General features: G+C 39.0%; 21 protein-coding genes. 4 read left to right on the plus strand and 17 right to left on the minus strand.

From position 1 onward, the window contains the following. Nucleotides 1-2,526 carry a DNA gyrase subunit A gene (gene gyrA / locus QRD02_RS04000; RefSeq protein WP_290253626.1) on the minus strand — a complete coding sequence of 842 codons (2,526 nt, stop codon included), beginning with the start codon at nt 2,524-2,526 and terminating at the stop codon, nt 1-3. 257 nt (nt 2,527-2,783) lie between these two features. On the opposite strand from gyrA, the gene QRD02_RS04005 reads away from it, so the two are divergent. Together QRD02_RS04005 and QRD02_RS04010 are read left to right on the plus strand one after the other, a co-directional pair. Further along, on the plus strand, nt 2,784-5,339 hold the full coding sequence (locus QRD02_RS04005) for an ATP-dependent Clp protease ATP-binding subunit (protein WP_290253627.1): 2,556 nt from the start codon (nt 2,784-2,786) through the stop codon (nt 5,337-5,339). 113 nt (nt 5,340-5,452) lie between these two features. Continuing rightward, the gene (locus tag QRD02_RS04010; protein ID WP_290253628.1) at nt 5,453-5,830 is read left to right on the plus strand and encodes a hypothetical protein; all 378 of its coding nucleotides are present in this window, start codon (nt 5,453-5,455) and stop codon (nt 5,828-5,830) included. 9 nt (nt 5,831-5,839) lie between these two features. On the opposite strand, the gene QRD02_RS04015 is transcribed toward QRD02_RS04010, so the two are convergent. The 3 genes from QRD02_RS04015 to QRD02_RS04025 form a co-directional block, all read right to left on the minus strand. Continuing rightward, the gene (locus QRD02_RS04015; protein WP_290253629.1) at nt 5,840-6,724 is read right to left on the minus strand and encodes a T9SS type A sorting domain-containing protein; all 885 of its coding nucleotides are present in this window, start codon (nt 6,722-6,724) and stop codon (nt 5,840-5,842) included. A gap of 21 nt (nt 6,725-6,745) precedes the next feature. After that, entirely contained in the window at nt 6,746-8,257 is a 1,512-nt protein-coding gene (gene hutH / locus QRD02_RS04020) for a histidine ammonia-lyase (protein WP_290253968.1), read from the minus strand. 191 nt (nt 8,258-8,448) lie between these two features. Then, nucleotides 8,449-9,987, minus strand: a complete 1,539-nt coding sequence (locus QRD02_RS04025) for an NAD(P)H-hydrate dehydratase (protein ID WP_290253630.1) — start codon at nt 9,985-9,987, stop codon at nt 8,449-8,451. A gap of 131 nt (nt 9,988-10,118) precedes the next feature. Between QRD02_RS04025 and QRD02_RS04030 the strand changes: the two genes are divergently transcribed. Further along, complete coding sequence (locus QRD02_RS04030) at nt 10,119-10,523, plus strand: glyoxalase (RefSeq protein ID WP_290253631.1); 405 nt, start codon at nt 10,119-10,121, stop codon at nt 10,521-10,523. 47 nt (nt 10,524-10,570) lie between these two features. Here the strand turns inward: QRD02_RS04030 and QRD02_RS04035 are convergent, their stop codons facing one another. Then, nucleotides 10,571-11,248 (minus strand): DUF2461 domain-containing protein, encoded by a 678-nt coding sequence (locus QRD02_RS04035; RefSeq protein ID WP_290253632.1) that lies wholly within the window; start codon nt 11,246-11,248, stop codon nt 10,571-10,573. Between the two features lie 110 nt (nt 11,249-11,358). Between QRD02_RS04035 and QRD02_RS04040 the strand changes: the two genes are divergently transcribed. Continuing rightward, complete coding sequence (locus QRD02_RS04040) at nt 11,359-11,793, plus strand: hypothetical protein (protein WP_290253633.1); 435 nt, start codon at nt 11,359-11,361, stop codon at nt 11,791-11,793. A gap of 110 nt (nt 11,794-11,903) precedes the next feature. Here QRD02_RS04040 and QRD02_RS04045 read toward each other — a convergent pair whose 3' ends face one another. From QRD02_RS04045 to QRD02_RS04100, 12 genes are all read right to left on the minus strand, one after another. Beyond that, nucleotides 11,904-12,380, minus strand: a complete 477-nt coding sequence (locus QRD02_RS04045) for a YqhA family protein (RefSeq protein WP_290253634.1) — start codon at nt 12,378-12,380, stop codon at nt 11,904-11,906. 65 nt (nt 12,381-12,445) lie between these two features. Further along, on the minus strand, nt 12,446-13,054 hold the full coding sequence (locus QRD02_RS04050) for a DUF502 domain-containing protein (protein WP_290253635.1): 609 nt from the start codon (nt 13,052-13,054) through the stop codon (nt 12,446-12,448). Between the two features lie 23 nt (nt 13,055-13,077). After that, nucleotides 13,078-13,995, minus strand: coding sequence for a transporter (locus QRD02_RS04055; RefSeq protein WP_290253636.1), 918 nt, complete (start codon nt 13,993-13,995; stop codon nt 13,078-13,080). 43 nt (nt 13,996-14,038) lie between these two features. Next, entirely contained in the window at nt 14,039-14,647 is a 609-nt protein-coding gene (locus QRD02_RS04060) for a hypothetical protein (RefSeq protein WP_290253637.1), read from the minus strand. Between the two features lie 113 nt (nt 14,648-14,760). Next, on the minus strand, nt 14,761-15,855 hold the full coding sequence (locus QRD02_RS04065; RefSeq protein ID WP_290253638.1) for a BamA/TamA family outer membrane protein: 1,095 nt from the start codon (nt 15,853-15,855) through the stop codon (nt 14,761-14,763). 133 nt (nt 15,856-15,988) lie between these two features. Continuing rightward, on the minus strand, nt 15,989-16,660 hold the full coding sequence (locus QRD02_RS04070; RefSeq protein WP_290253639.1) for a hypothetical protein: 672 nt from the start codon (nt 16,658-16,660) through the stop codon (nt 15,989-15,991). Nucleotides 16,661-16,762: 102 nt separating this feature from the next. Then, entirely contained in the window at nt 16,763-17,488 is a 726-nt protein-coding gene (locus QRD02_RS04075; RefSeq protein WP_290253640.1) for a DUF3575 domain-containing protein, read from the minus strand. A gap of 92 nt (nt 17,489-17,580) precedes the next feature. Next, nucleotides 17,581-18,219 carry a hypothetical protein gene (locus QRD02_RS04080; protein WP_290253641.1) on the minus strand — a complete coding sequence of 213 codons (639 nt, stop codon included), beginning with the start codon at nt 18,217-18,219 and terminating at the stop codon, nt 17,581-17,583. A gap of 6 nt (nt 18,220-18,225) precedes the next feature. Beyond that, complete coding sequence (locus QRD02_RS04085) at nt 18,226-18,999, minus strand: hypothetical protein (protein WP_290253642.1); 774 nt, start codon at nt 18,997-18,999, stop codon at nt 18,226-18,228. A 20-nt stretch (nt 19,000-19,019) separates the two neighbouring features. Next, nucleotides 19,020-19,529 carry a glycine zipper family protein gene (locus QRD02_RS04090; RefSeq protein ID WP_290253643.1) on the minus strand — a complete coding sequence of 170 codons (510 nt, stop codon included), beginning with the start codon at nt 19,527-19,529 and terminating at the stop codon, nt 19,020-19,022. Between the two features lie 95 nt (nt 19,530-19,624). After that, nucleotides 19,625-20,104: a hypothetical protein gene (locus tag QRD02_RS04095; RefSeq protein WP_290253644.1), complete on the minus strand. Its 480-nt coding sequence runs from the start codon at nt 20,102-20,104 to the stop codon at nt 19,625-19,627. A gap of 164 nt (nt 20,105-20,268) precedes the next feature. Beyond that, nucleotides 20,269-21,852 carry a DUF1254 domain-containing protein gene (locus QRD02_RS04100; RefSeq protein ID WP_290253645.1) on the minus strand — a complete coding sequence of 528 codons (1,584 nt, stop codon included), beginning with the start codon at nt 21,850-21,852 and terminating at the stop codon, nt 20,269-20,271. Nucleotides 21,853-21,867: the final 15 nt, after the last annotated feature.

Raw genomic sequence — 21,867 nt, forward strand, 5'->3', positions numbered from 1 at the left:
TTATTCGTTATTTTCGGTTTGAGTTTCGTTATTATCAAGAGTAGTGCCATCAATGTTTTCTGCGCTATTGGCTATATCATTTTCATCGTCATCCTTCATTGCCTTTGCAACAGCTGCAATGGCGTCATCTTCTCTTACCTTTATTAATCGTACACCTTGCGTAGCTCGGCCCATAACACGAAGATCGGAAACGGCCATTCGAATAGCTATACCGGATTTGTTAATAATCATTAAATCATCATCGTCGGTCACATTTTTGATGGCTACTAATTTACCGGTTTTTTCGGTAATATTAATTGTTTTCACGCCTTTTCCACCTCGGTTGGTAATTCGATAATCTTCGATAGATGAGCGTTTTCCGTAACCATTTTCTGAAACAACAAGAATTTCGGAATCCCCTTCCTCCACGGCAATCATCCCTATAACTTCGTCACTTTTATTGCCGAGGGAAATACCTCTCACCCCTGAAGCATTCCTACCCATAGGTCTTGTTTTTTCCTCTTCGAAACGAATTGCCTTTCCAGACTTCACTGCCAACATAACCTGGCTTTTGCCTGTTGTAAGTTTTGCCTCAAGCAATTCATCGTCTTCGCGAATGGTGATTGCGTTTATTCCGTTGGCTCGCGGCCTAGAATATTGTTCCAATGGTGTTTTCTTTACTTGACCTTTTTTGGTAGCCATTATAACATAGTGGCTGTTAATGTAATCTTCATTTTTTAGGTCCTGGGTACAGATGAAAGCTTTCACTTTATCATCCGATTCTATGTTTATTAGGTTTTGAATTGCGCGTCCCTTTGAAGTTCGTGTACCTTCGGGAATTTCAAAAACCCGCATCCAGAAACATTTACCCTTTTGGGTGAAGAACAACATATACTGATGGTTTGTACCCACAAAAAGATGTTCCAGAAAATCCTCATTTCTGGTAGCGGAGCCTTTTTGGCCCACTCCGCCCCTATTCTGTGTTTTATATTCGGAAAGGGATGTACGTTTTATGTAGCCGGCATGGGAAATGGTAATTACCACTTGCTCGTCTGCTATCAAATCGGTAATGCTTACGTCCCCGCCTGCGTATTCGATAATTGATCTGCGCTCGTCACCGTATTTTGTTCGAATTTCTGCAAGCTCTTCTTTGATGATCTGCATTCTACGATCCTTGCTCGCAAGAATTTCCTTATAATCCTGAATTGTTTTCATCAATTCCTCATACTCACTTCGAAGTTTGTCCTGCTCCAGCCCCGTTAATTGGCGCAAGCGCATTTCAACAATTGCTTTGGCCTGGATTTCCGTTAACTTGAAAGTCTCCATCAATCGTTCCCTTGCTTCATCGGCATTGGAGGAAGCTCGAATCAAACGTATTACTTCATCAATATTGTCTGAAGCTATAATTAGTCCTTCTAATATATGGGCGCGCTCTTCTGCCTTTCGAAGCAAATACTCCGTACGTCGAACCACAACCTCGTGGCGATGCTCAACGAAATAATGGATTAGTTCCTTTAAATTCAGCATTTGGGGCCTTCCCTTTACAAGCGCAATATTGTTTACACTGAAACTGGATTGAAGGGAGGTATATTTATATAGAGTATTTAGGACGATGTTTGGAATTGCGTCCCGCTTCAAGATGTATACGATGCGCATTCCATTTCTGTCACTTTCATCGCGAATGTTGGAAATTCCTTCAATTTTCTTTTCGTTTACCATATCAGCGGTTTTTTTTATCATTTCCGCCTTATTCACTTGATATGGTATTTCTGTAACGATAATACATTCCCTGCCTTGAACTTCTTCAAAACTGGCTTTTGCGCGCATCACTACTCTGCCACGCCCGGTATGGAACGCTTCGCGAACGCCCTCATAACCGTAAATTATTCCTCCGGTGGGAAAATCGGGCGCCTTGATATGCTGCATTAGCTCATCAATTTCTATATCATTATTTTCAATATAAGCTATGGTCCCGTTTACAACCTCGGTTAGGTTATGCGGCGGCATATTAGTTGCCATACCTACGGCAATTCCGGAGGCGCCATTTATCAAAAGCCCCGGAACACGTGTGGGAAGTACAGTTGGTTCCTTTAAAGTATCGTCAAAGTTTAGTTGGTGGTCAACGGTTTCTTTGTCAATATCAGCAAGCATGTCTTCAGAAATTTTCTGCATTCTTGCTTCGGTATAACGCATTGCGGCAGGACTGTCGCCGTCAACGCTTCCAAAGTTTCCTTGTCCGTCCACTAACATATAACGTAAGCTCCACTCCTGCGCCATACGAACCATTGCGTCATAAACGGAGGTATCACCGTGGGGGTGATACTTACCGAGAACTTCTCCCACGATTCTTGCGGATTTTTTATGTGCCCCTGTGGCCCTAACACCCAGTTCGTGCATGCCGAACAAAACCCGTCTGTGAACAGGTTTCATTCCATCACGAACGTCTGGCAGCGCACGTGACACTATGACCGACATCGAATAATCGATGTAAGCCGATTTCATTTCATCTTCAATATTTATGGGGATTAATTTCTCACCTTCAGCCATAAGAAAATAGGTTTATTTATCGTTGTTAAACTAATGGAGCAAGATACACATTTCCGTAGGCCTAACAGGGTTTTTTGGCCTTCGTTATTCACGAATTTATTAACAAAATTAGGGGTCATTTTCGTTGATAAGTATCACAGAAAATTCTTTGAATTCCCTTATATATTTTGTCCTTTTACTAAAATGATATCGAATAGGAACAGTTTTTGCCCTATTTTGGTTAATTTAGTACCAAACAGAAGAGAGGATTTTAAAATATGGATGATAATTTTTCCCCAAGAGTTAAAGATGTAATTGCATACAGCAAAGAAGAAGCACTACGCTTAGGCCACGATTTTATTGGCACCGAACATTTAATGCTCGGATTGTTGAGAGATGGCAACGGCAAGGCGGTAACAATTCTTAACGCACTTGCAATAGACCTAAACCATTTAAGAAGAAAAGTAGAAATATTAAGCCCAGCAAATCCGGGCATTACCACAAACACAAACGATAAAAAGAATCTGCACCTAACGCGACAAGCGGAAAGGGCGCTTAAAACTACCTTTTTGGAAGCAAAGCTTTTTCAGAGCAATTCCATCAATACGGCGCATTTGCTTTTGTGTATTTTACGGAATGAAAATGACCCCACCACTAAAATGTTGAACAAAATGAAGATTGACTATGATGTGGTAAAAGACCAATTTAAACTCATGATAACAAATGATGACGATTATATAGACAACACCCCGAGTGCCGAATCATTTCCCAATGATGACGATACCGCAGCTGAAGATGCTGGCAAGGAAAACCTATTCGCCGGAACTGCATCAAAAACCAATAAAAAATCCAAAACCCCTGTATTGGATAATTTTGGTAGGGACCTGACTGCCATGGCCGAAGAAGGAAAACTTGATCCAGTTGTGGGCCGCGAAAGTGAAATTCAGCGAGTCTCGCAAATTTTGAGCAGAAGAAAGAAAAACAATCCACTATTGATTGGTGAGCCTGGGGTTGGAAAATCAGCCATTGCGGAAGGTTTGGCGCTTCGTATTATTCAACGTAAAGTTTCCCGAATTCTTTATGATAAACGGGTAGTTACGCTCGATTTGGCTAGCCTTGTTGCGGGAACCAAATATCGCGGACAATTTGAAGAACGTATGAAAGCGGTTATGAACGAACTTGAAAAGAATGACGACATAATTCTTTTCATTGATGAAATACATACCATAGTTGGTGCCGGTGGCGCCACGGGTTCTTTGGATGCTTCCAACATGTTTAAGCCTGCCTTGGCAAGAGGCGAAATACAATGCATTGGTGCTACAACTTTGGATGAATATAGACAGTATATCGAAAAAGATGGTGCGCTGGAAAGACGCTTCCAAAAAGTATTGGTGGAACCGACCACGGTTGAGGAAACTATTGAAATTCTAACAAATATTAAAGATAAGTACGAATCGCACCATAACGTAATCTATACCGATGAAGCAATTAAAGCGTGTGTTACGTTAACCAATCGCTATATGACTGAGCGATTTTTGCCAGACAAAGCTATTGATGCTTTGGACGAAGCAGGTTCCCGCGTTCATATTACCAATATACATGTTCCAGACAAGATTTTGGAATTAGAGAAGCAGTTGGAAGAAGTTCGAGAGTTGAAGAATACTGTAGTTAAAAAACAGAAATACGAAGAAGCCGCTAAACTTAGGGACGACGAGAAAAATTTCGAAAAAGAGCTCGCCATCCAGCAAGAACAGTGGGAAGAAGATTCAAAACTTCATAAAGAAACCGTATCTGAGGAAAACGTAGCTGAAGTAGTTTCTATGATGACGGGAATTCCTGTCAATAGAATTGCGCAGACCGAAAGCACCAAACTAGCCGCACTTCCCGACCGTATTAAAGGAAAGGTAATTGGGCAGGATGAAGCCGTTGCTAAGGTGGTAAAAGCAATTCAAAGGAACAGAGCCGGACTAAAAGATCCGAACAAGCCTATTGGCTCTTTCATATTTCTAGGGCAAACGGGGGTTGGAAAAACCCAATTGGCCAAAGTGCTGGCCCGGGAATTGTTTGATTCTGAAAACGCTTTAATTCGAATTGACATGAGCGAGTATATGGAAAAATTCGCTATTTCAAGATTGGTCGGAGCACCTCCCGGGTATGTGGGTTACGAAGAAGGCGGCCAACTAACCGAAAAAATCAGAAGAAAACCCTATGCCGTTGTACTTTTGGATGAAATAGAAAAAGCACATCCTGATGTTTTCAATATGTTATTACAGGTTTTGGATGATGGTTATTTGACAGATAGCCTTGGGAGAAAAATTGACTTTCGGAATACCATTATAATAATGACCTCAAATATTGGGGCACGCCAAATAAAAGATTTCGGCCAAGGTGTTGGTTTCGGCACTTCCGCAAGAAAAGATCAGGAAGATGCGCATACAAAAAGTGTGATAGAAAATGCATTAAAGAAAACCTTTGCGCCAGAATTCCTTAACCGTATTGATGATGTAATGGTCTTCAATGCGCTTGAAAGAGAAGATATCCATAAAATTATTGATATTGAATTGGATAAGCTCTTTCTTCGAATTGCAGATTTAGGTTACGATCTGAAGCTTACGGACACCGCAAAGGATTATATTGCAGACAAAGGTTTTGACAAGCAATATGGGGCAAGACCTCTGAATAGGGCTATCCAAAAATACATTGAAGATGCCCTTGCAGAGGAAATCATTAACAGCAATGTGCAGGAAGGTGATGCGATAATTATGGATCTTGATGAAAAGTCAAAAGAGTTGACTATCAAAATCAAAAAGCAAAAAAATACGACCGAATCTTAATTATAGCTTAGCGCTCAATTATCCCCCGAACTACAATTCGGGGGATTTTTTTTTTTGACTTTTATTTTTCCCAGCTCAAAATTCCGTAAATTAGAGAGACAAAAATTCTCAATATGGCTGATGTTTTATACTTTGAATTTGGAGAAATGCGTATTTTCAGCAACTTTGTCCTTGTCATAATGAAAGAGGGAATTACGGTTAAGCCGGAATATAACGATGACTTGTTAGAGGTTTCAGAAAAGTATTTTAGAGACCGACCCTTTGGCTACATTACATTTCGAAAAAATAGCTATGCAGTAAATCCGATGGTTTATTTCAAAACTTCAGAAATTAAAAACTTGGTAGCTTTTGCTGTAGTTTCCACCGATGGACTGAAAATTGCCAATTTGGAATTGGAAAAACGATTTCTGAAAAAACCCTTTAAACATTTCAAAAATCTGGACGAAGCTAAAATGTGGGTAAACGAAATGATTGACAACACGCCTGGGTAAGCGAGAAAATTACTTTACAATTTTAAAAATCTTCTTGGTCTGGCCCCAACCAGTAATTCTAATTAAATACATTCCATTTTGATAATTTGACAAATCAATAGATATAGACCTTTGACCGTTATTGGATTTCGTATAAATTATTTTCCCTGTAACATCAAATACAGTTACTGTTTTCACGGGTTCCGTATTGCTCAAAATGCATATATTTTTATTTGCTGGTTTTGAAACGATTACCTTCTGCAAATTGTGTTTTTTATTTTCCAATATTAGCGGCAAACAATCATTGATGGAATCGAGGTTTGCATAAAAGGCTTCCGAATTCTTAAAAAAGCAACTGAGATGGCCTACTTCGTTTATATTGGGGTGACCGCCGGGGGCATTCACCATTGAAAGGGATCCAACCCCTTCAATCCAAACTGCGTTTTCTGTGCTTGCGGTATTTCCCGGTGCGGGTGAAAAATAAAAATGTTTGTATTGATTGCCGTCAATCAATGGCCTTTCAATTATAGAATCCAAAATAAACGGACCGCCTTCTTGTGGAAACGGACTTATGGGATTTTTCATTTGGAATGTAGCACCAACATCCAATGAAAAATCATATAACAAAAATTCCTCATTTAATCCAGGGGAGGCAATTTTTAAATAAACTTGTTTTGAAACTATATCCTCGCGAAGTAAAAAACTACGAGAAATATAATGGTAACCATCCAAAATCTTATAGTTTTTTCCATCAACCAACGTGTCTCCATCAGTAAAATAAACATCCGTCAAGCATCCAAAATGGCAGGTAGTAAAATGCCATTCATTAATATTATCGAGAAGCGGTTTGTAATTTTGCGCAATAATTGAGAAACCTAAAAGTAAAAAACTGAATGTTAGGATTTTCTGTTTCATTATATGCTTTTTCAGTTTTTTTTACCCAAATAAAATTTCAGGGTCAATGTCCAATGTATCCAAAAAGCCAACACTTGCGTGGATATCCTCTGCCAATACACGGTCATTTTCCACAAAAGGAACGATGGAACGGTACGGTTTAAGAAATGATTCTACCAAAGGAGACGATTTTTTTGGCGCTCTGAATTTAAGTGCTTGCGAAGCATTCATCAATTCAATGGCGAGTATTGTTTCCAAATTTTCAATAACTCGCAAACATTTGGTTGCGCCGTTGGCACCCATGCTCACGTGATCTTCCTGTCCATTGGAGGAAACAATTGAATCTACCGATGCGGGTGTGGCCAACTGTTTGTTTTGGCTCACTATACTTGCAGCGGTGTACTGCGGAATCATGAATCCGCTATTCAGCCCAGGATTGTCAACCAAAAATGCCGGTAATTCGCGAAGCCCAGAAACCAGTTGGTAGGTTCTTCTTTCGGAAATATTACCTAACTCTGCCATTGCGATGGCCAGATAATCCAATGCCAGGGCCAGCGGTTGTCCGTGAAAATTTCCCCCTGAAATAATGATGTCTTCGTTTACGAAAATGTTTGGATTGTCCGTTACTGAATTTATTTCGGTTTTGAAGGTTTTATGCACAAATTGCAGCGTATCTTTCGTTGCTCCATGAACTTGGGGAATACAACGGAAGGAATATGGATCCTGAACATTTTTCTTTTCGGAAAGTCCCAATTCGCTCCCTTCCAAAAATTCCAGGATTTGCTCGGCTGTCTTTACCTGCCCTCTGTGTGGACGCACTAAATGAACTAAGGCATTGAAGGGGCTCATATTGCAATCAAAAGCGTCAATGGATACAGCTCCAATTAAATCTGCCAAATATGAAAGCTTATAGCTTTTAAGAAGCATGTAAACCCCATAGGCACTCATAAACTGTGTGCCATTCAACAGCGCCAAACCTTCCTTTGCCTGCAGTTCAATAGGTTCCCAATTGAACTTTTTCAGCAATTTTTCAGAAGTCATTCTTTCGCCACTGTAATACACTTCCCCTTTCCCAAGCAATGGAAGTGAAAGATGTGCTAACGGTGCCAAATCGCCAGAAGCACCAAGGCTTCCCTGTGTATAAATAACTGGTAAAATATCGTTGTTATAAAAATCAATCAGCCTCTCAACAGTTTCGGGTTGTACTCCGCTATAACCATAGCTTAACGATTGTATTTTCAGCAAAAGCATCAATTTAATAATTGGTTTTGGAACATATTCACCTGTGCCGCATGCGTGGCTCATCACTAAGTTTTCTTGCAATTTTGAAAGGTTTTCCGAGGAAATCTTCACATTGCAGAGGGAACCAAATCCTGTATTAATGCCATATACCGGAGTCTGATTATCCTTCATTTTATGGACCAGATATTCCCGGGATTTTTTAATATTCAGTTGCGCCTCCTCAGACAGCGCTAACTTTTTATGGCTATCAATAATTTCTTTGACTAGGGCCAAATCCAAAATTTCAGAGCTTATGTAGTGGGTATCTTGCATTGGGAAAGAAACTTTTCGCAAAAATACTATTTTTAAACTGTTGTGCTAGTATTCTATGTTTCAAAAGCAGTTTTACGTTGGAATATAAAATAACGTGCAAAAACGCGGTAAAAAAATATTGTAACTTTTTCTCTATGTTGAAGCTGAAAGCATTCATATTAATTTTTTTCGAACAATTTCGGAAATGGTTCTTACGCCATAGGTTCCGATTGTGGTTCTTCTTTTGAGAAAAGATCCAAATATGCTTCCGATAAATTTCCAATAATATCACTGGCCATTGTGGCCTCATAACCCATTAATTCCGCAGCAATGTCACCAGCGCGACCGTGGATATAAACTCCAAAAACAGCTGCGAGTAAAGCATCATAACCCTGGGAAAGTAGTCCGGCCACAACTCCGCTCAGGCTATCGCCACTACCGGCTGTGGCCATTCCAGGATTTCCCGATGAGTTTATATATAGCTTATCATTAAATACGGTAATGGTATAAGCTCCTTTAATGATGACCACAACCCCGTGTTTTTTTGAGAACTTTTTTACTTTTTCAAGTTTATCGTAATCGTTTTTCCACTTGCCCACTAAGCCTTTCAATTCACCCGGATGGGGTGTCAATACTGAATTTTTCGGAAGTGATTTCAATAATTCCCTGTTCTCAGAAATTATGTTGAGTGCATCGGCATCAATAACGAAAGGAGTTTTGTTGTTTTTAAATAATTTTTCGAGTGCTGAAACGGTTGCCTCGTTTTTACCGATTCCCATCCCAATCCCAATTGCGGACGGTTCAAAGTCATAGGTAATTTCGCTAAGAAACTCCTCTTCCTTGTCCGTTAGCACCATAGCCTCCGGCACTGTGCTTTGCAAAATTGAATAGCCACACTTTGGAACAAATGCCGTAACCATTCCCGCCCCAATCCTAAAAGCCGCTGTTGATGCCAACACTGCAGCCCCTATTTTCCCATAACTGCCGGCAATTATCAAGGTGTGGCCATAAGTGCCTTTGTGTCCAAATTTTTCACGGGTTCGGTAAAACCGCTGCGCTTCCGCTTTTGAGATAATCTGCGCCAAAGGTTCAGTTTTTTGAAGATATTCCAAATCTAGACCAATATCCAAAACATCAAAATTGGAAACAAAAACCCCTGTTTCCGGTAAAAAGAAAGATAGTTTTGGAGTCTGGAAAGTTAGGGTATGGTTGGCCTTAATTACCGCTTCCATATCTTCCAACGGCGCATTGGCCGATAATCCGCTGGGAATATCAATTGCCAGTATGAAAGCCTGGCTGCGGTTGAGATATTGAATTAAATTTTTGACCCATCCGCTGGGGCAGCGGTTTAGGCCAATTCCGAAAATGGCATCCACAATAATATCATCGGGATTTATTTGAGGAAAATCATCCTCGCCTTTCATTAGGCTGGGCCATTTTTTGGTTGCGTTTTTAATTTTATCGTAATTAATTAAAAAGTTTTTGGAACGTTTGTCGCTACAATTCACTACATACACGTGCACGTTATAACCATGCTCAATCAGTAATCTGCCAACCACCAGACCATCACCGCCGTTGTTCCCAATGCCGCAAAAAATATGGAATTTAACGGGTGCGCCCTGCATTCTTTTTTGCAGCCAATTAAATATTTTCGTTCCGGCTCGCTCCATCAGCGCCTCCGAAGTGATTTCCTGTTTTTCGAGAGTTGTTTTATCGGCCTCGTACAATTGTTCCGCGGAGAATATTTTCATTTTTTAAGACAATTAAGCGTTATTTTCAAAGATAGCAACATTCTTTTGCTTTGTTGAAAAGAACGTTTATAACTAATTGTGAAGCGTCCGAAATAACCTCTGATTATTTATAATTTTAGAAAAAACCATACATGGAATCACGCGATAGTTCACTGCTCCGTATGCGCCCCGAAATTGCCTCGGCAAAAAACTTTCCATTGATGACTGCTGACGAATGTTTTCAAAACAGAACTTTGCGCCCCGTGGCAAAGCTTCAGAACGATTTATTGTTGGCGGTTTTTAAAAATTATGTGGTGAAACACAAAAACGTTTTTTATGATCTCACCATCGATAAAAGACTGGATTATATTGAGAATGCCATTCACAAGGATATGAAATTCAGAAATTCGCTAAAAGGTATTATTATTGGCCAATTCACTTTGGATGAATTTGACGTTTATATACAAAACTCTTCCGCCCTCAACAAGCGGATGATGGACATCGTGAAGGATCGCTTGAAAAGTAATATTCAGCTTTTGGACTATCAATATGCTTGATGTGACGAGTATTAAATAACTATATTTTAGATATTTAAGAGTTATAGTTAAAGTAGAGATTCACCATTTAAATCTGTTGTCAACACTTCACTCATATAATCGAAAAATGGCCTTAGCAGTTGATAATGCATAATCACGTTTTCACCAAAATCTGGCGAAAATACTTCAGCATCAGTAAATGGATGTCTAACAAAAAAGCTTTTAAGCCGGATTAGATCGATATTTCCATCTTCTTTATTGAAACCTTTTGGAGCAGTTTTGACCGCATATTCCTGATTGAAGTTTCCAAAGGCTCTTTTAAATTCAGTATTGCTTAAAATTTTTCGAATACTATTCCCATCCATTTCAAATTCCTTTCGAATTCTAAGCAGGTCGGGAGGAATCGGATCGAAAAATCCCCCCGCCAAATAGCTATTGCCGGACTCTAGACGAAGATAATAACCCCCACGTCTGTGAGCCCCTGCCCTACTGAAACTCACGCTTCGGTGGACATTGTAGGGTGTTTTGTCATTACTGAAACGGATGTCTCGGTTAATTCGGAATATTTTTGTTTTCGCTATTTCATCGGTGCGATTGAGACCAGTTGCCACTGCGTCATAAAAACTTCGAAAGGCCTTTTCATGTGCCAAATATTCCTGCTTGTGCTCCTGCATCCAGTCGCGGTTATTGTTCTGCTTTAATCTTAAAAGAAAATCGAAAGCAGTTTTTGGAATGGTGGGGGTCATATAAATTATTTTTCTGTGGAAAGTTAAGCAATGTGGATGGTTCATAACAAACCAATATTTTTTTGCAGATTATTACTACATTTATAAAAACAACATTAAACCTAAGAAAAATGAACACCAATGCAAAACCAAATACAGCCTTTTGGATAATTGCCGTTGCCGCACTTTTATGGAACATTATTGGAGTGTATTTCTGGCTTTTGGAATATTTTCTGATGACTGACGAAATTAGGGCCACTATTCCCGCAGAGCAGGTAGAACTGATGGCCAACGCACCAGCTTGGAGCATGTATATTTATGCCATAGCCGTTTTCGGGGGATTGTTGGGCAGCTTGATTTTATTGCTTCGGAAGAGACTTGCGATCGGCCTTTTTTTGATTTCGCTTATCGCCGTGCTATTGTTGCAATTGTATTGGATTTTCGCAATGGATTTAGTGGAAGTGATGGGACCACAATCTTTAATAATGCCATTATTGGTAATAGCTGTGGCTATTTTTGAATATTTTTACAGTAAAGGTGCAGCTCGAAATGGATGGCTGGTTTAAATATAGTCAGACCATAAATTGCGTTTAGAAAAGACTACAATGCGCTCCTCTTTTCGAAAAAAAGAATTCCCATTATGGGTCAAGTTGTGCTGCAATGAAAATTTGCAGCTTCAATGTTCTTTTATTTTTTTAATCAAAAATTTGGCGAGAGAAATCATAAGAATTGCGATGGGTATAATAGTTAAATTCCAATTATAATTCCCTGAAGCAATAAACACATCACCAATAAAAAGGACTACTAAAGTTGTTAATACCGTATCCCAGAGTATTAATTTGAGTTGCGTAAAATTTTCTACGTGCAACCAGGGCGGGGCAATTCCTTCCAAATGGGCCATAATCTTTGAAGATTTTGGGAAGAAAAGTTGCAGAAATCCAATGGAAAAAATTAAAAACAGAAATCCTATTAAAAAAAGATCCAAGGCTTGAAAGAGTTTTAACCCTGGTCTTCCTTCCGATAAAATTTCACCCAGTAGAATTCCGATAAGTCCAAGGGAGGCTTCATAAACTCCTAAACCAATAAATATAATTCCGATAATGAAGGTGGTAATAATAGGAATTCCGATTATTATTTTTAAAATTGTTCTCATAATATTTGATTTTTTGTAGCTTAATTGCGCCGTTGCAAAAGGATTTATTGAATTGCGATTTTGTTTTAATCGAATATAGATTTATCAATCTTCCCTTCAAGAATTTGTCGGAAATCCTGACCTAGTTTTCTGTAGATTTTTATAACATTGATTTCATCAATATCCAATTTTTTCAAGCGCTCATTTTTCACAAGCACGACATCGCCTTCCATTGGATTTGGCGCGCTAGGGATGAAAACAACATTAATGTCCATATCTACTCGATCCATTAAAAAACCCACTTGCCAAACTTCTTCAATGTTCACCAAAACCACTTCTTTTAAGTTTTTAGATTCGAACCCTGCGGCCCTTTCAGTCATTCCTTTTACTAGGGTATAGCCTGGAATATTGGAAAAGATATTCGTCTCAATCCAATCCTTTACAGGACTTGATTTTTTTCTTCTTGCCACCAATCCGGCAATAAAGCATACTAATAGCAAAATGAGCACGGCTATAATTCTGGCCATAGTTTCTTCACCGAAAAACGAAATATCTATTTTATCAGCAATGGGAGCGGTAATACGCCGAAAAATTTCGATTATTTTCAACAGTAAAAAAATGAACAATGCCAACGGGAATATGAAAAAGAGCCCGCCAATTAAAGTAGTCTTTACAAACAGTAGTATTCTTTTCATAAAACCTTTCGTTTTCAATTATTTTAAAATATTGTTGACCAAACAGCACTAATACTGTTTGTGTCTGCCCCAATATTTGTCAGCGTTTGGGACCGAACGTAAACTACTTTAAGGGATTGCATTTTCATTATGGGCATTGCAAAGGAAACGCCGGCCAAAATATTTTCCTGATCGTCATTATGGGGAATATTGTTCACAATGGATTGCCCCGCCAAACCTGTTCCCAAGCTCAATGAGGCCCACATTGTCGGTTTAAACTTCCGTACCAAATGTGTTTGCAATGCAAAAACTGGATCTTGCTCGCGCTTTTTGCCGTTGAAAAATTCATTATTGTCCGTAAAAAAAAATACTGATCCCGTTAATTCATACGACCATTTATTCCAAGTGTGCACAAAACCAATTTGTGGCCGGAACACAAAGCGGTTCTGGCCTAAATTTAGAAGTTTATCATCATAATATTGCCCCAGCGGAAAAGTAATGGACAGAGATGCGCCAACAACAGTATGTGTTGGATGCACCAATAAATATTCCTGTAGTTCTTTTGCCTCCATTGCCGGCGGGCCAAGGAAGTTGAGGGACAGCCGCAATCTAGGATCTGCAAAGCCGTTTCGGGACACTTCCGCGGTAAGACCATCCAACAATCCCTTCCAATGGGCAAAGGCATATGGCAGCAATACATCAACCCGTGCCAATTTATGGCCAAGTTTGAAAGGTCGAACATATTGAATTGCGAATGTATTTACGGCAACAGTAGCATCTTCAATGTGAATTACCGGATCAAAGGCAATTTTGCCTTCAGTATAAACATAACCTATGCCTATGACATTGGTTTTTAAGGGTAAAGGGGTCCAACGTCTCGGTTCCACATCCTGTGCATAACCCTTAGGGTTACAACCAAGATGTAAGCAAAAGAGCAGAATTATGAAATGCGAAGGCGCCATGTTTTTTGCAAACCAAATATTTATTTGAAATATTTTATATTCATTATTTGTCGGTTTCTAATGCCTTGATCATTGTGTCAATGTATTGTTTGGCACTTTTATGCGCATCATTCGGATCATCCAAACGTGTGGTTACAACCGCCACCAATTGGTTTTCTTCAGTCTCATCAAGAATGTATGCAACAGTCTCCAAAACATAAGTTGTTTCCTCTGTGGTTTCTGAAGGAATATAGCCGCCGAAGGAACTGTAGTAACCTCCGTAAGCATAAGGGTAGCTATAATAATTATAGAAACTGCCGTAATATCCCGGATAATATGCCGAATATAATCCGCCTGTATAAAACCCATCCGTGGTGGTCCTCACGGTTTGCTGCTTATCCTTTACCACTGTTAAAAGTACGGCGTTGAGTCCTTCAGTTTTCATGAGGGTTTTTAACAAAGTGAGCCGTTCCTCTGTCATTTCCCGGTGGGGGTGGATATGTGGAGCTTTGTTGTAGCTTTCCGTAGCTTTAATGCCTCGTGCCCTTAAGGCATCTGCCATTGCACTCTCAAAAGCGAAACGTGCGTCATTATTTGAAGTTCGCGCAATAACCAACACGTTTTTTTTCTTAAAAAGATCAACTACTGACGGTTCGGCTTTCCATGAATCCAATATTTTGGAACTGGAACAACTTTGAAGGGATATAAGAATAAGAGTTAAAATGAGAATACAATAGTTTTTCATAATTAATAATTTAAGTGCTTTATATGTTTATTTAAATAGTTTCAAAATGCCTCTTCAATACCGAAATAAATTCCTGTGGTGCCGTCGCGTCCCACGCCTATGTCCATTCTTAAATTTACATGTTCCTTTTTATTGAAGAGGTATCTAAGGCCACCGCCGAAACTGTATTTCAATTCCTTTAAATTTAGATCGGTAATTTCCGAGCTTACATCCCCAATTCCTCCAAAAGCCACAAAACCCCAGCTTTTCCAAAAATACTGACGGTATTCGGTTTGGAGCGAGAAATAATTATTGTCCCTGTACCTACCCAGAAAATATCCCCGCATACGCTGATGTCCACCCAAGGCTGGCAATTCATAAAACGGTACGTCGCCGCTAACGTTTTTGAAGTAAAAATTTGTGGCCAAAACCTGATTTTTGAAAATCTTTTTATAATATCTCACATCTATTTCAAAAGTGGTGTAGGTGTAATCGCTGGGTTCGGTATAAACTAATAGTTTTATGAATTGATAGTGGCCAGATGTTGGATAGAACAAGTTATCGCGTCGGTCCCAAACCAAATCGATTCCCGCGCCAAAAATATCGCCACCTTCATAGCCAATAACGGTTTCATCAATTAAGAATTGATTTTCCTCCACGTCAACTATGGTGGTATGTTTATAATCCAAAACGAATCCAAAACGGTCAGAAAAAAATAGAAAAGGTGGGATTTGAACTTCCAATTGTATATTAAAATCTTCCCGCAAAAAATCTTCTGTTCCCGTTTCAATAGTTTCATTGCCGATGCCCCAGAATTTATCTTGGGAGAAGCTGAAAGACACCGGCATTTGCACCACTAGATTATTGGAATTGAAGTAAATACTCGGATTCACGGAAAATTTGTACTGCTTATTTGAAGTATAAAAAGCACCAAAGCCGATTTTGGAAGGTCTTAAATTTTTTGAATCATTCTTTGTATAAAACAATATTATGCCGCCGGCACCCACCGCAGCTTGTGTTTCGGGAGAATAAAAAGCATAAGGATACCCATTGAAGGTGAATTTTTTTACTTTCACAGAATCTTTGCTGCGCACCACCATGGAGTCAATAATTTGTTTCCCATCTTGGGAAAAACCGAATATGGGTAGCGCAATCAATAATATGAGCAGTGATTTTTTAATGTTGAATTATTTCATATTAATTGTAGAATCTGATGTGGAAGGCACTCTGGCTTAATTATCGTTCGGAAATATTAGTTTCCTTGATTTTAAAATTTAGAAAGTATATGTTTCAATTGTCATCAAAACTTTTTGTAATCGCCTTTACGTATTGTTCTGCAGCTTCCGATGCTTTTTGAGGCTCCTCAATTTTTGAGGTCACAACTGCAATTAATTGTTTTTCACCGGTATTCTCTAAATTGTAAATTAAAGTTTCCAAAACATAGTTATGGGCCGTGGAAGTAGTATAGGTTTCGGGCACATAATTTCCCGTGGAAACGTAGGACATCGGATTGTGATAATAATCTGTGAACCCGCCATAATACACCGGGTAATATTCACTATAGTTCTCCCCGGCATAATATCCTCCATCTTTAGTAGTTTTGGTTAGATCCTCTACTTTCTTAACTACGGTTAGCACTACTCCATTAAACCCTTCACTCTCCAATATAGCTATAATTTCGCCCCTACTTTCCTCTGTAACTTTCTGGTCTGGGTTTAAATCTGGAAATTTTGTAAAACTCGCAGTGGCTTTCAAGCCTTTTTCCGTCATCTGTTTTACGATTTCATTCTCAAAAGCAATTCGGGCTTGTTTGTTTGCTGTCCTTGCAATGACAATAAAATTATTTTCCTTGGCTTGCTCTATATTTTCTGTCTTCCATGAGCTCAGCACTTTTACACTTGAACAACCGATTATAAAAAGCGGTAGAGCAACGGCGATGATTATACTGGTTATTTTTTTCATTATAAATTAAATTTTGAATAATTCGAAGGATGAAATAGATATTACTTCAAAACATTTTTTGTACTCAAGCTTGAAAAAAGCAATCTTTTGATTTGCGTAATTTTAGAAGGAATACCCAACAGAAATGCCATAACGAAGACTCAGCAAGTTAAAATTGGATTTTCTTTCCGAAGCACTGAACCTAAAATTACCATCCAACAATTCAAAAATGTGGTAATTCTCAAGCGCTTGATTTAAATCCTCGTAAAACTCATCAGGCAAATCCTTTGTGTTTTTTATGGAAAAATTATAAAATCCTGTGCCAGGGCCAGCAATCAAAAAATCTACGGTCCATCTTTTAGATACGGGCAGTTTATATCCTACCAATAAGCCAATTGAGGTCACTTTTATATCGGCTTGAAATGCTATTTCATATTCTTCAAAGGAATTTGTGAAATACCTCCCGTTTAAGTCCGATTTATAATCGGAATATTTAAGGTATGCGCCAAAATAAAACCCGCGCATGGAGGCCTGTCCGGAATTATTTAAATAATATCGCACCTCGGGTACAAGTTTGTAGCCCGAATAGGTTATACCGTTTGTTTTTATTTTATCGGTATCCAGTCCGGCTAAATTTATGATGCCATTTTCCCCTTTAAATCCAATTCCCAAATTGGCGGTAAAATGCTTGCTGAGCATTCGTTCGTATTTCAGTTGGAATGCGCCATCGAGTAAATCTGATATTACTAGATCAATTTCGTTTTTAGCCTTCAGGTCCTCTTCTGGATTTTGGGCATTTAAACTGTATAACGTTAGTAGAAAAATGACGGAAAGGAATAGCTTTTTCATGTTGAAATTTTTAGTTTAATTAGTATAACTAATGTAGATAAATTAACCCAATTCAAGCTAATGGCGGAATATTTAATTACCTAATAATCAAATTACTGTGCAATGTTTTCTAATAATAATTGATCCACCAATTCCTTTGAATATTTTTCGATGGAACCCGTTAACGAGCTCGGATCCTTCACTTGAAACCTTCCCACCCACTGTAAGTTATCTTTATCCGATTCGGTGATGTCATAAAGACAACTTTCCAAAGTGTATTCCGTGCCAATTTGCACTTGATCTGGCTCCCAATAGTTCACTGGATAGGCGCCATAATAGCGACCAAATCTTCCGTACCGCATTGGTACATAGGCGGTAGAAGTTCCACCGGAAACCACATCAGAATATTGATCCTTACTTAGCAAGTTTGTAATAATTACCCCTGTATATCCATCGGCTACCAACTTGGCCCTTAATTCTTCAACATCCTTTTCGTTTAATTGCTTTGAGAAACTATTCGTTTGAATGACTGCCATAGATGAGAACGCCTTTATACCCTGAGCCGCAAAATCTTGGACCATTTGATTTTCAAATTGTAAACGGGTAGTTTTGTCTTTGGAATTAGCAAAAATCAAAATCTTATCGTACTTCTTTTTAACCTTGCTAACATTTGTGGAACTCTGCAAATAGGGAGTTGCACAGCTAATTATTAGAAAGGAAAGAAAACCGAATATGAGGATAATCTTTTTCATTTTTTTTTACTTTTTTTGGGTTTCGGGATTATATGAATATTGAGGCAGATACCAACCTTCGAGGGTTTGGGCATTGCTGACAAGTTCCATCATTGCCACCCATAAAACAGCACCTTCCTCCCCTAACAGAGCTATGCTTTCCTGAAGTTCTTTTTGATAATCTAATGGCGTTTTGGACCATGTAGTGAACATAATAACGGGCTGGTCAAGACCAATTACGCCTTTAAATACTCGAAAGCCACTTTTAACTCCCTTAGTTTGGTATAAGTTTTTATAGGCTAGAAGTATTTGATCTGCTTCCTTTTCTGTTCCCGGTTCAAAATATAAATAATTCCACCTTCGGTAAGGGGCATCTTCAAGCCATACCTTTCCATCTGGAACGTAAGACATTTCAGACTCATATTTTACTACATAATAGCTGTAGCTTTCTATGGTTTCATTTAGGTCACTCCAAATCAAGTCAAACTCGGCAGACCTTTCCTTTCCTTTTATGAAGGATTCTAATCCGCCATCCATATCGTTCATATTCTTGAGCGGGGTTACGTGCGAGTAATTAAAATTATCTTGCAACTGAGTCATGTAGCTCACGTGTTTTACATTATTTTCTGTTAGAAACTGCTTTAAATCAGACAGAGTCGCTTCGTAATATTTTGTCATGGATGGTTTGACTATGTCCTCTCTAACCATTATATATTTCCAGTCCTTATCAGAAATCTGTGCAAATGCCCCTTCAAAGCAGGAAATGAAGAGCAATAATAATATTGTAGTTATTTTTTTCATTTGTTGATATTTAAAGGGATTTATTTGACCGTATAATTCTTTGCTTCCAGGCAGGCTGAAAAAGCCTTTCTAAATCCATCTTCAAGATTTTTATTGGCCTGCGCGGCTTGATTATTAGCTTGATTTTGGGCGGAAGCTTTTTGCATATTCCCTCTTCTTCTTCCCACTACTGCGCCACTTACGGCACCAATGGCTGCACCTTTTCCAGCATCGCCGGCAATGGCACCTATGGCAACTCCCACTGCGGCACCTCCAGCAGAACCTACTACCGCTGCGCCATCTGGTCCGGTTGGCACTTGTTGGGCCTTTACCACGGTTGGGTTAATGGGATCATAACCAGATTGCTCAACTGCCCAGGTGTAGCAGGCAGACTGATCCTGCGCTTGTTGCTCGGCAGATTGGTTTTTCGTTGGGAATACATATACGCTCATTTTCTTTGCAACCGCCTCTCCCGCACTTTGCGCGAAAGTGCCGAATGATATACCTATTTGAAACAGTAATAAAATTGAAGTAAATATTATTTTTTTCATCTTTTTACATATTTGATTATAATGAAAATGCCCATTAATTGTTTTTAGGTTAATGGAAAATATCAAAAATGGGCATTAGCATAGTTTCTATTGGTTTAATTTCCGAATTCTCCAATAATGGGTATTCTTTCAAATATAGCCGCCCTGATTTGGGTGAGTATATAACCCTCTAACTGAAAAAACTGCGCGGCAACTTTTGATCCCGACGCTTTTTTTATTTTTTTATAATATTGGTCAATCAACTTGTCCGTTTCCTTTTGCAGTGATATCATATTGGCTATCACTTCATCATATTTGGCATTATCCAGATTGTTGTAATTTTCCACATAATCTGCCATTACGGCTACTCTCCTTTTTCCCAATTCCTTTCGCTTGGTTTCATATTCATCATAGAGTGTCCAGAAAGTTTCTCCGGCATCGTTGCCTACAAAATCGGCTACGATCGCCTTTTTTTCCATTCCAAAAACGGATTGGATTAGGTCTGTTTCTTCCTTGTTGGATTGCGCATTGACGGTTTGATTAAAAAATACCGACATAAAAAGGATGCTTACTACGCTTAAAAATGTTTTTTTCATTTGTATTGGTTTTTTGATTTGATTATTAATTTATTCTCAGTTTTGAAATGATTTTGACTTCCGGCCGGAGCAATAATTATTGTGGAAAAATCTGCCGGAATTCGTTTCTTTTCTTATTTACTTCATTTTTTGCATTTTAAATTATTCGTTTTAAAAGACTTGGTTTATTTCACAAGTTCGAATTCACCGGGTTGCCAAGATCTGTCGAACCAAGGCTCCAATGGGCCATAGAGTCTAAACAACACAAAAAATCCTTTTCCCGGGACGGATTGTAGCCAGTTAGCCTCACTTCCTTTGGGGGCGTTATTGGTTGGTCCAAAATATATGGTTACTGAGCCATCATCATTTTTAACCAATGGCGTTCTTTGACTGCTCACACTGGGTAGGGATTGGTCCGTTTGTAGCATAGAGCGAGTTTGTGGGTCATACATAACCACTGACCAAAATTCTTTTGCGGGTACATTTGCGGGAATATTTAAAGTGTAATTTTTCTTTCCATCCAAATAATTTCCGTCGGAATCACGCATGCCAAGTGCGTACTGTGATCCTAACCCTATCATTTTCATTACCATTGCGGGAGTATTAACCGTAGCGGCGTAGAAAAATCTTGTTCTGGCGTCTAAATAACGACCCCCATTGCCTTCGTCTTTTATCCATTCATAATTGCCGCCAAGAAATCCTGATTCCCATGAGCCTTTTTCAAAAATCCGGGCTTCCTTTTCCCGAGATTTAAATACAATTGCTCTTGCAGTGGCATTGCCCACGATAACCGCATCTCTTAAGATCCCTTCCAATCTTTGATCGGGTGCAAAAGGTTTTCCTTTTTCAATTCCGATGCTGGCAAATAATCCGCGTAATTCGGGATCTAAAAATGAAATCGGTTCGCGTTGAACTACGTGGTCCAATTCTTCGTAAAATTCATAATCATTGGCATGAATGGTATTGAAGGCTTTCTTGGATGCGTTAATAAATTCCATTTTTGGCTGATTGTCCTTGTCTTTTAGTGGATACACCTTTAAACCTTCCCGATACATTTTTGAGGAAGATTCTGGTTTTGCATCAACTAAAAATCCTCTTAAGATTACCCAATTCACATAACTGGACGAATTCGCCACGAAATAGCCCGAAGGTATTTCCCCTTCATAATTTGGAGGTAAGATGAGATATTTTCCGCCTTTTCCACGATCGGGGCCCGGAGCGCCCATATCAATTACAAATCTGAAGTAGGCATCATTAACGGTTCCCGGACCAGAGCCGGCCGGAACTTCCACTACCGTTGGACCATCTTTTTCAAGATCTAAAAACATACTTGCATATACGGTACTAGTATTGCCTGTTAGAAACAATGGATTTGAATCCATTAGTTCATCAAAAATTAAAACTTGATTTGAATTTGTCGCGCCCATGTCCTCAGATCCCAAACGGAGCCCTTCTATAGAGGTAGCGGGAATGCCACTCAAAAAGGTTTCAACCCCTCTGGCGAAATCAAGTTGATCATAAACTTTTTGAACGGTTTCATCGGAAGGTAAACCATCAAAGAAATTGAGCGTCCCTATTCGTGTCTCTACCACATCCGGCGTCAATATTTTTTCAGGTATGTCGGTATTATATTTGGCTTTAATGGAATCTATTGATTGTGCTTCCTGAACATTATCCGTTGTCAATTCCTTCTTCTCTGCATTTTGGCATCCAAAAGCCAAGAGCGATATGATGCTGATTGTAATTGGTAATTTAAGTCTGTAATTCATTTTTTTATAGTATTA

Source organism: Aequorivita aurantiaca (assembly GCF_030410135.1).
GTDB lineage: Bacteria > Bacteroidota > Bacteroidia > Flavobacteriales > Flavobacteriaceae > Aequorivita > Aequorivita aurantiaca.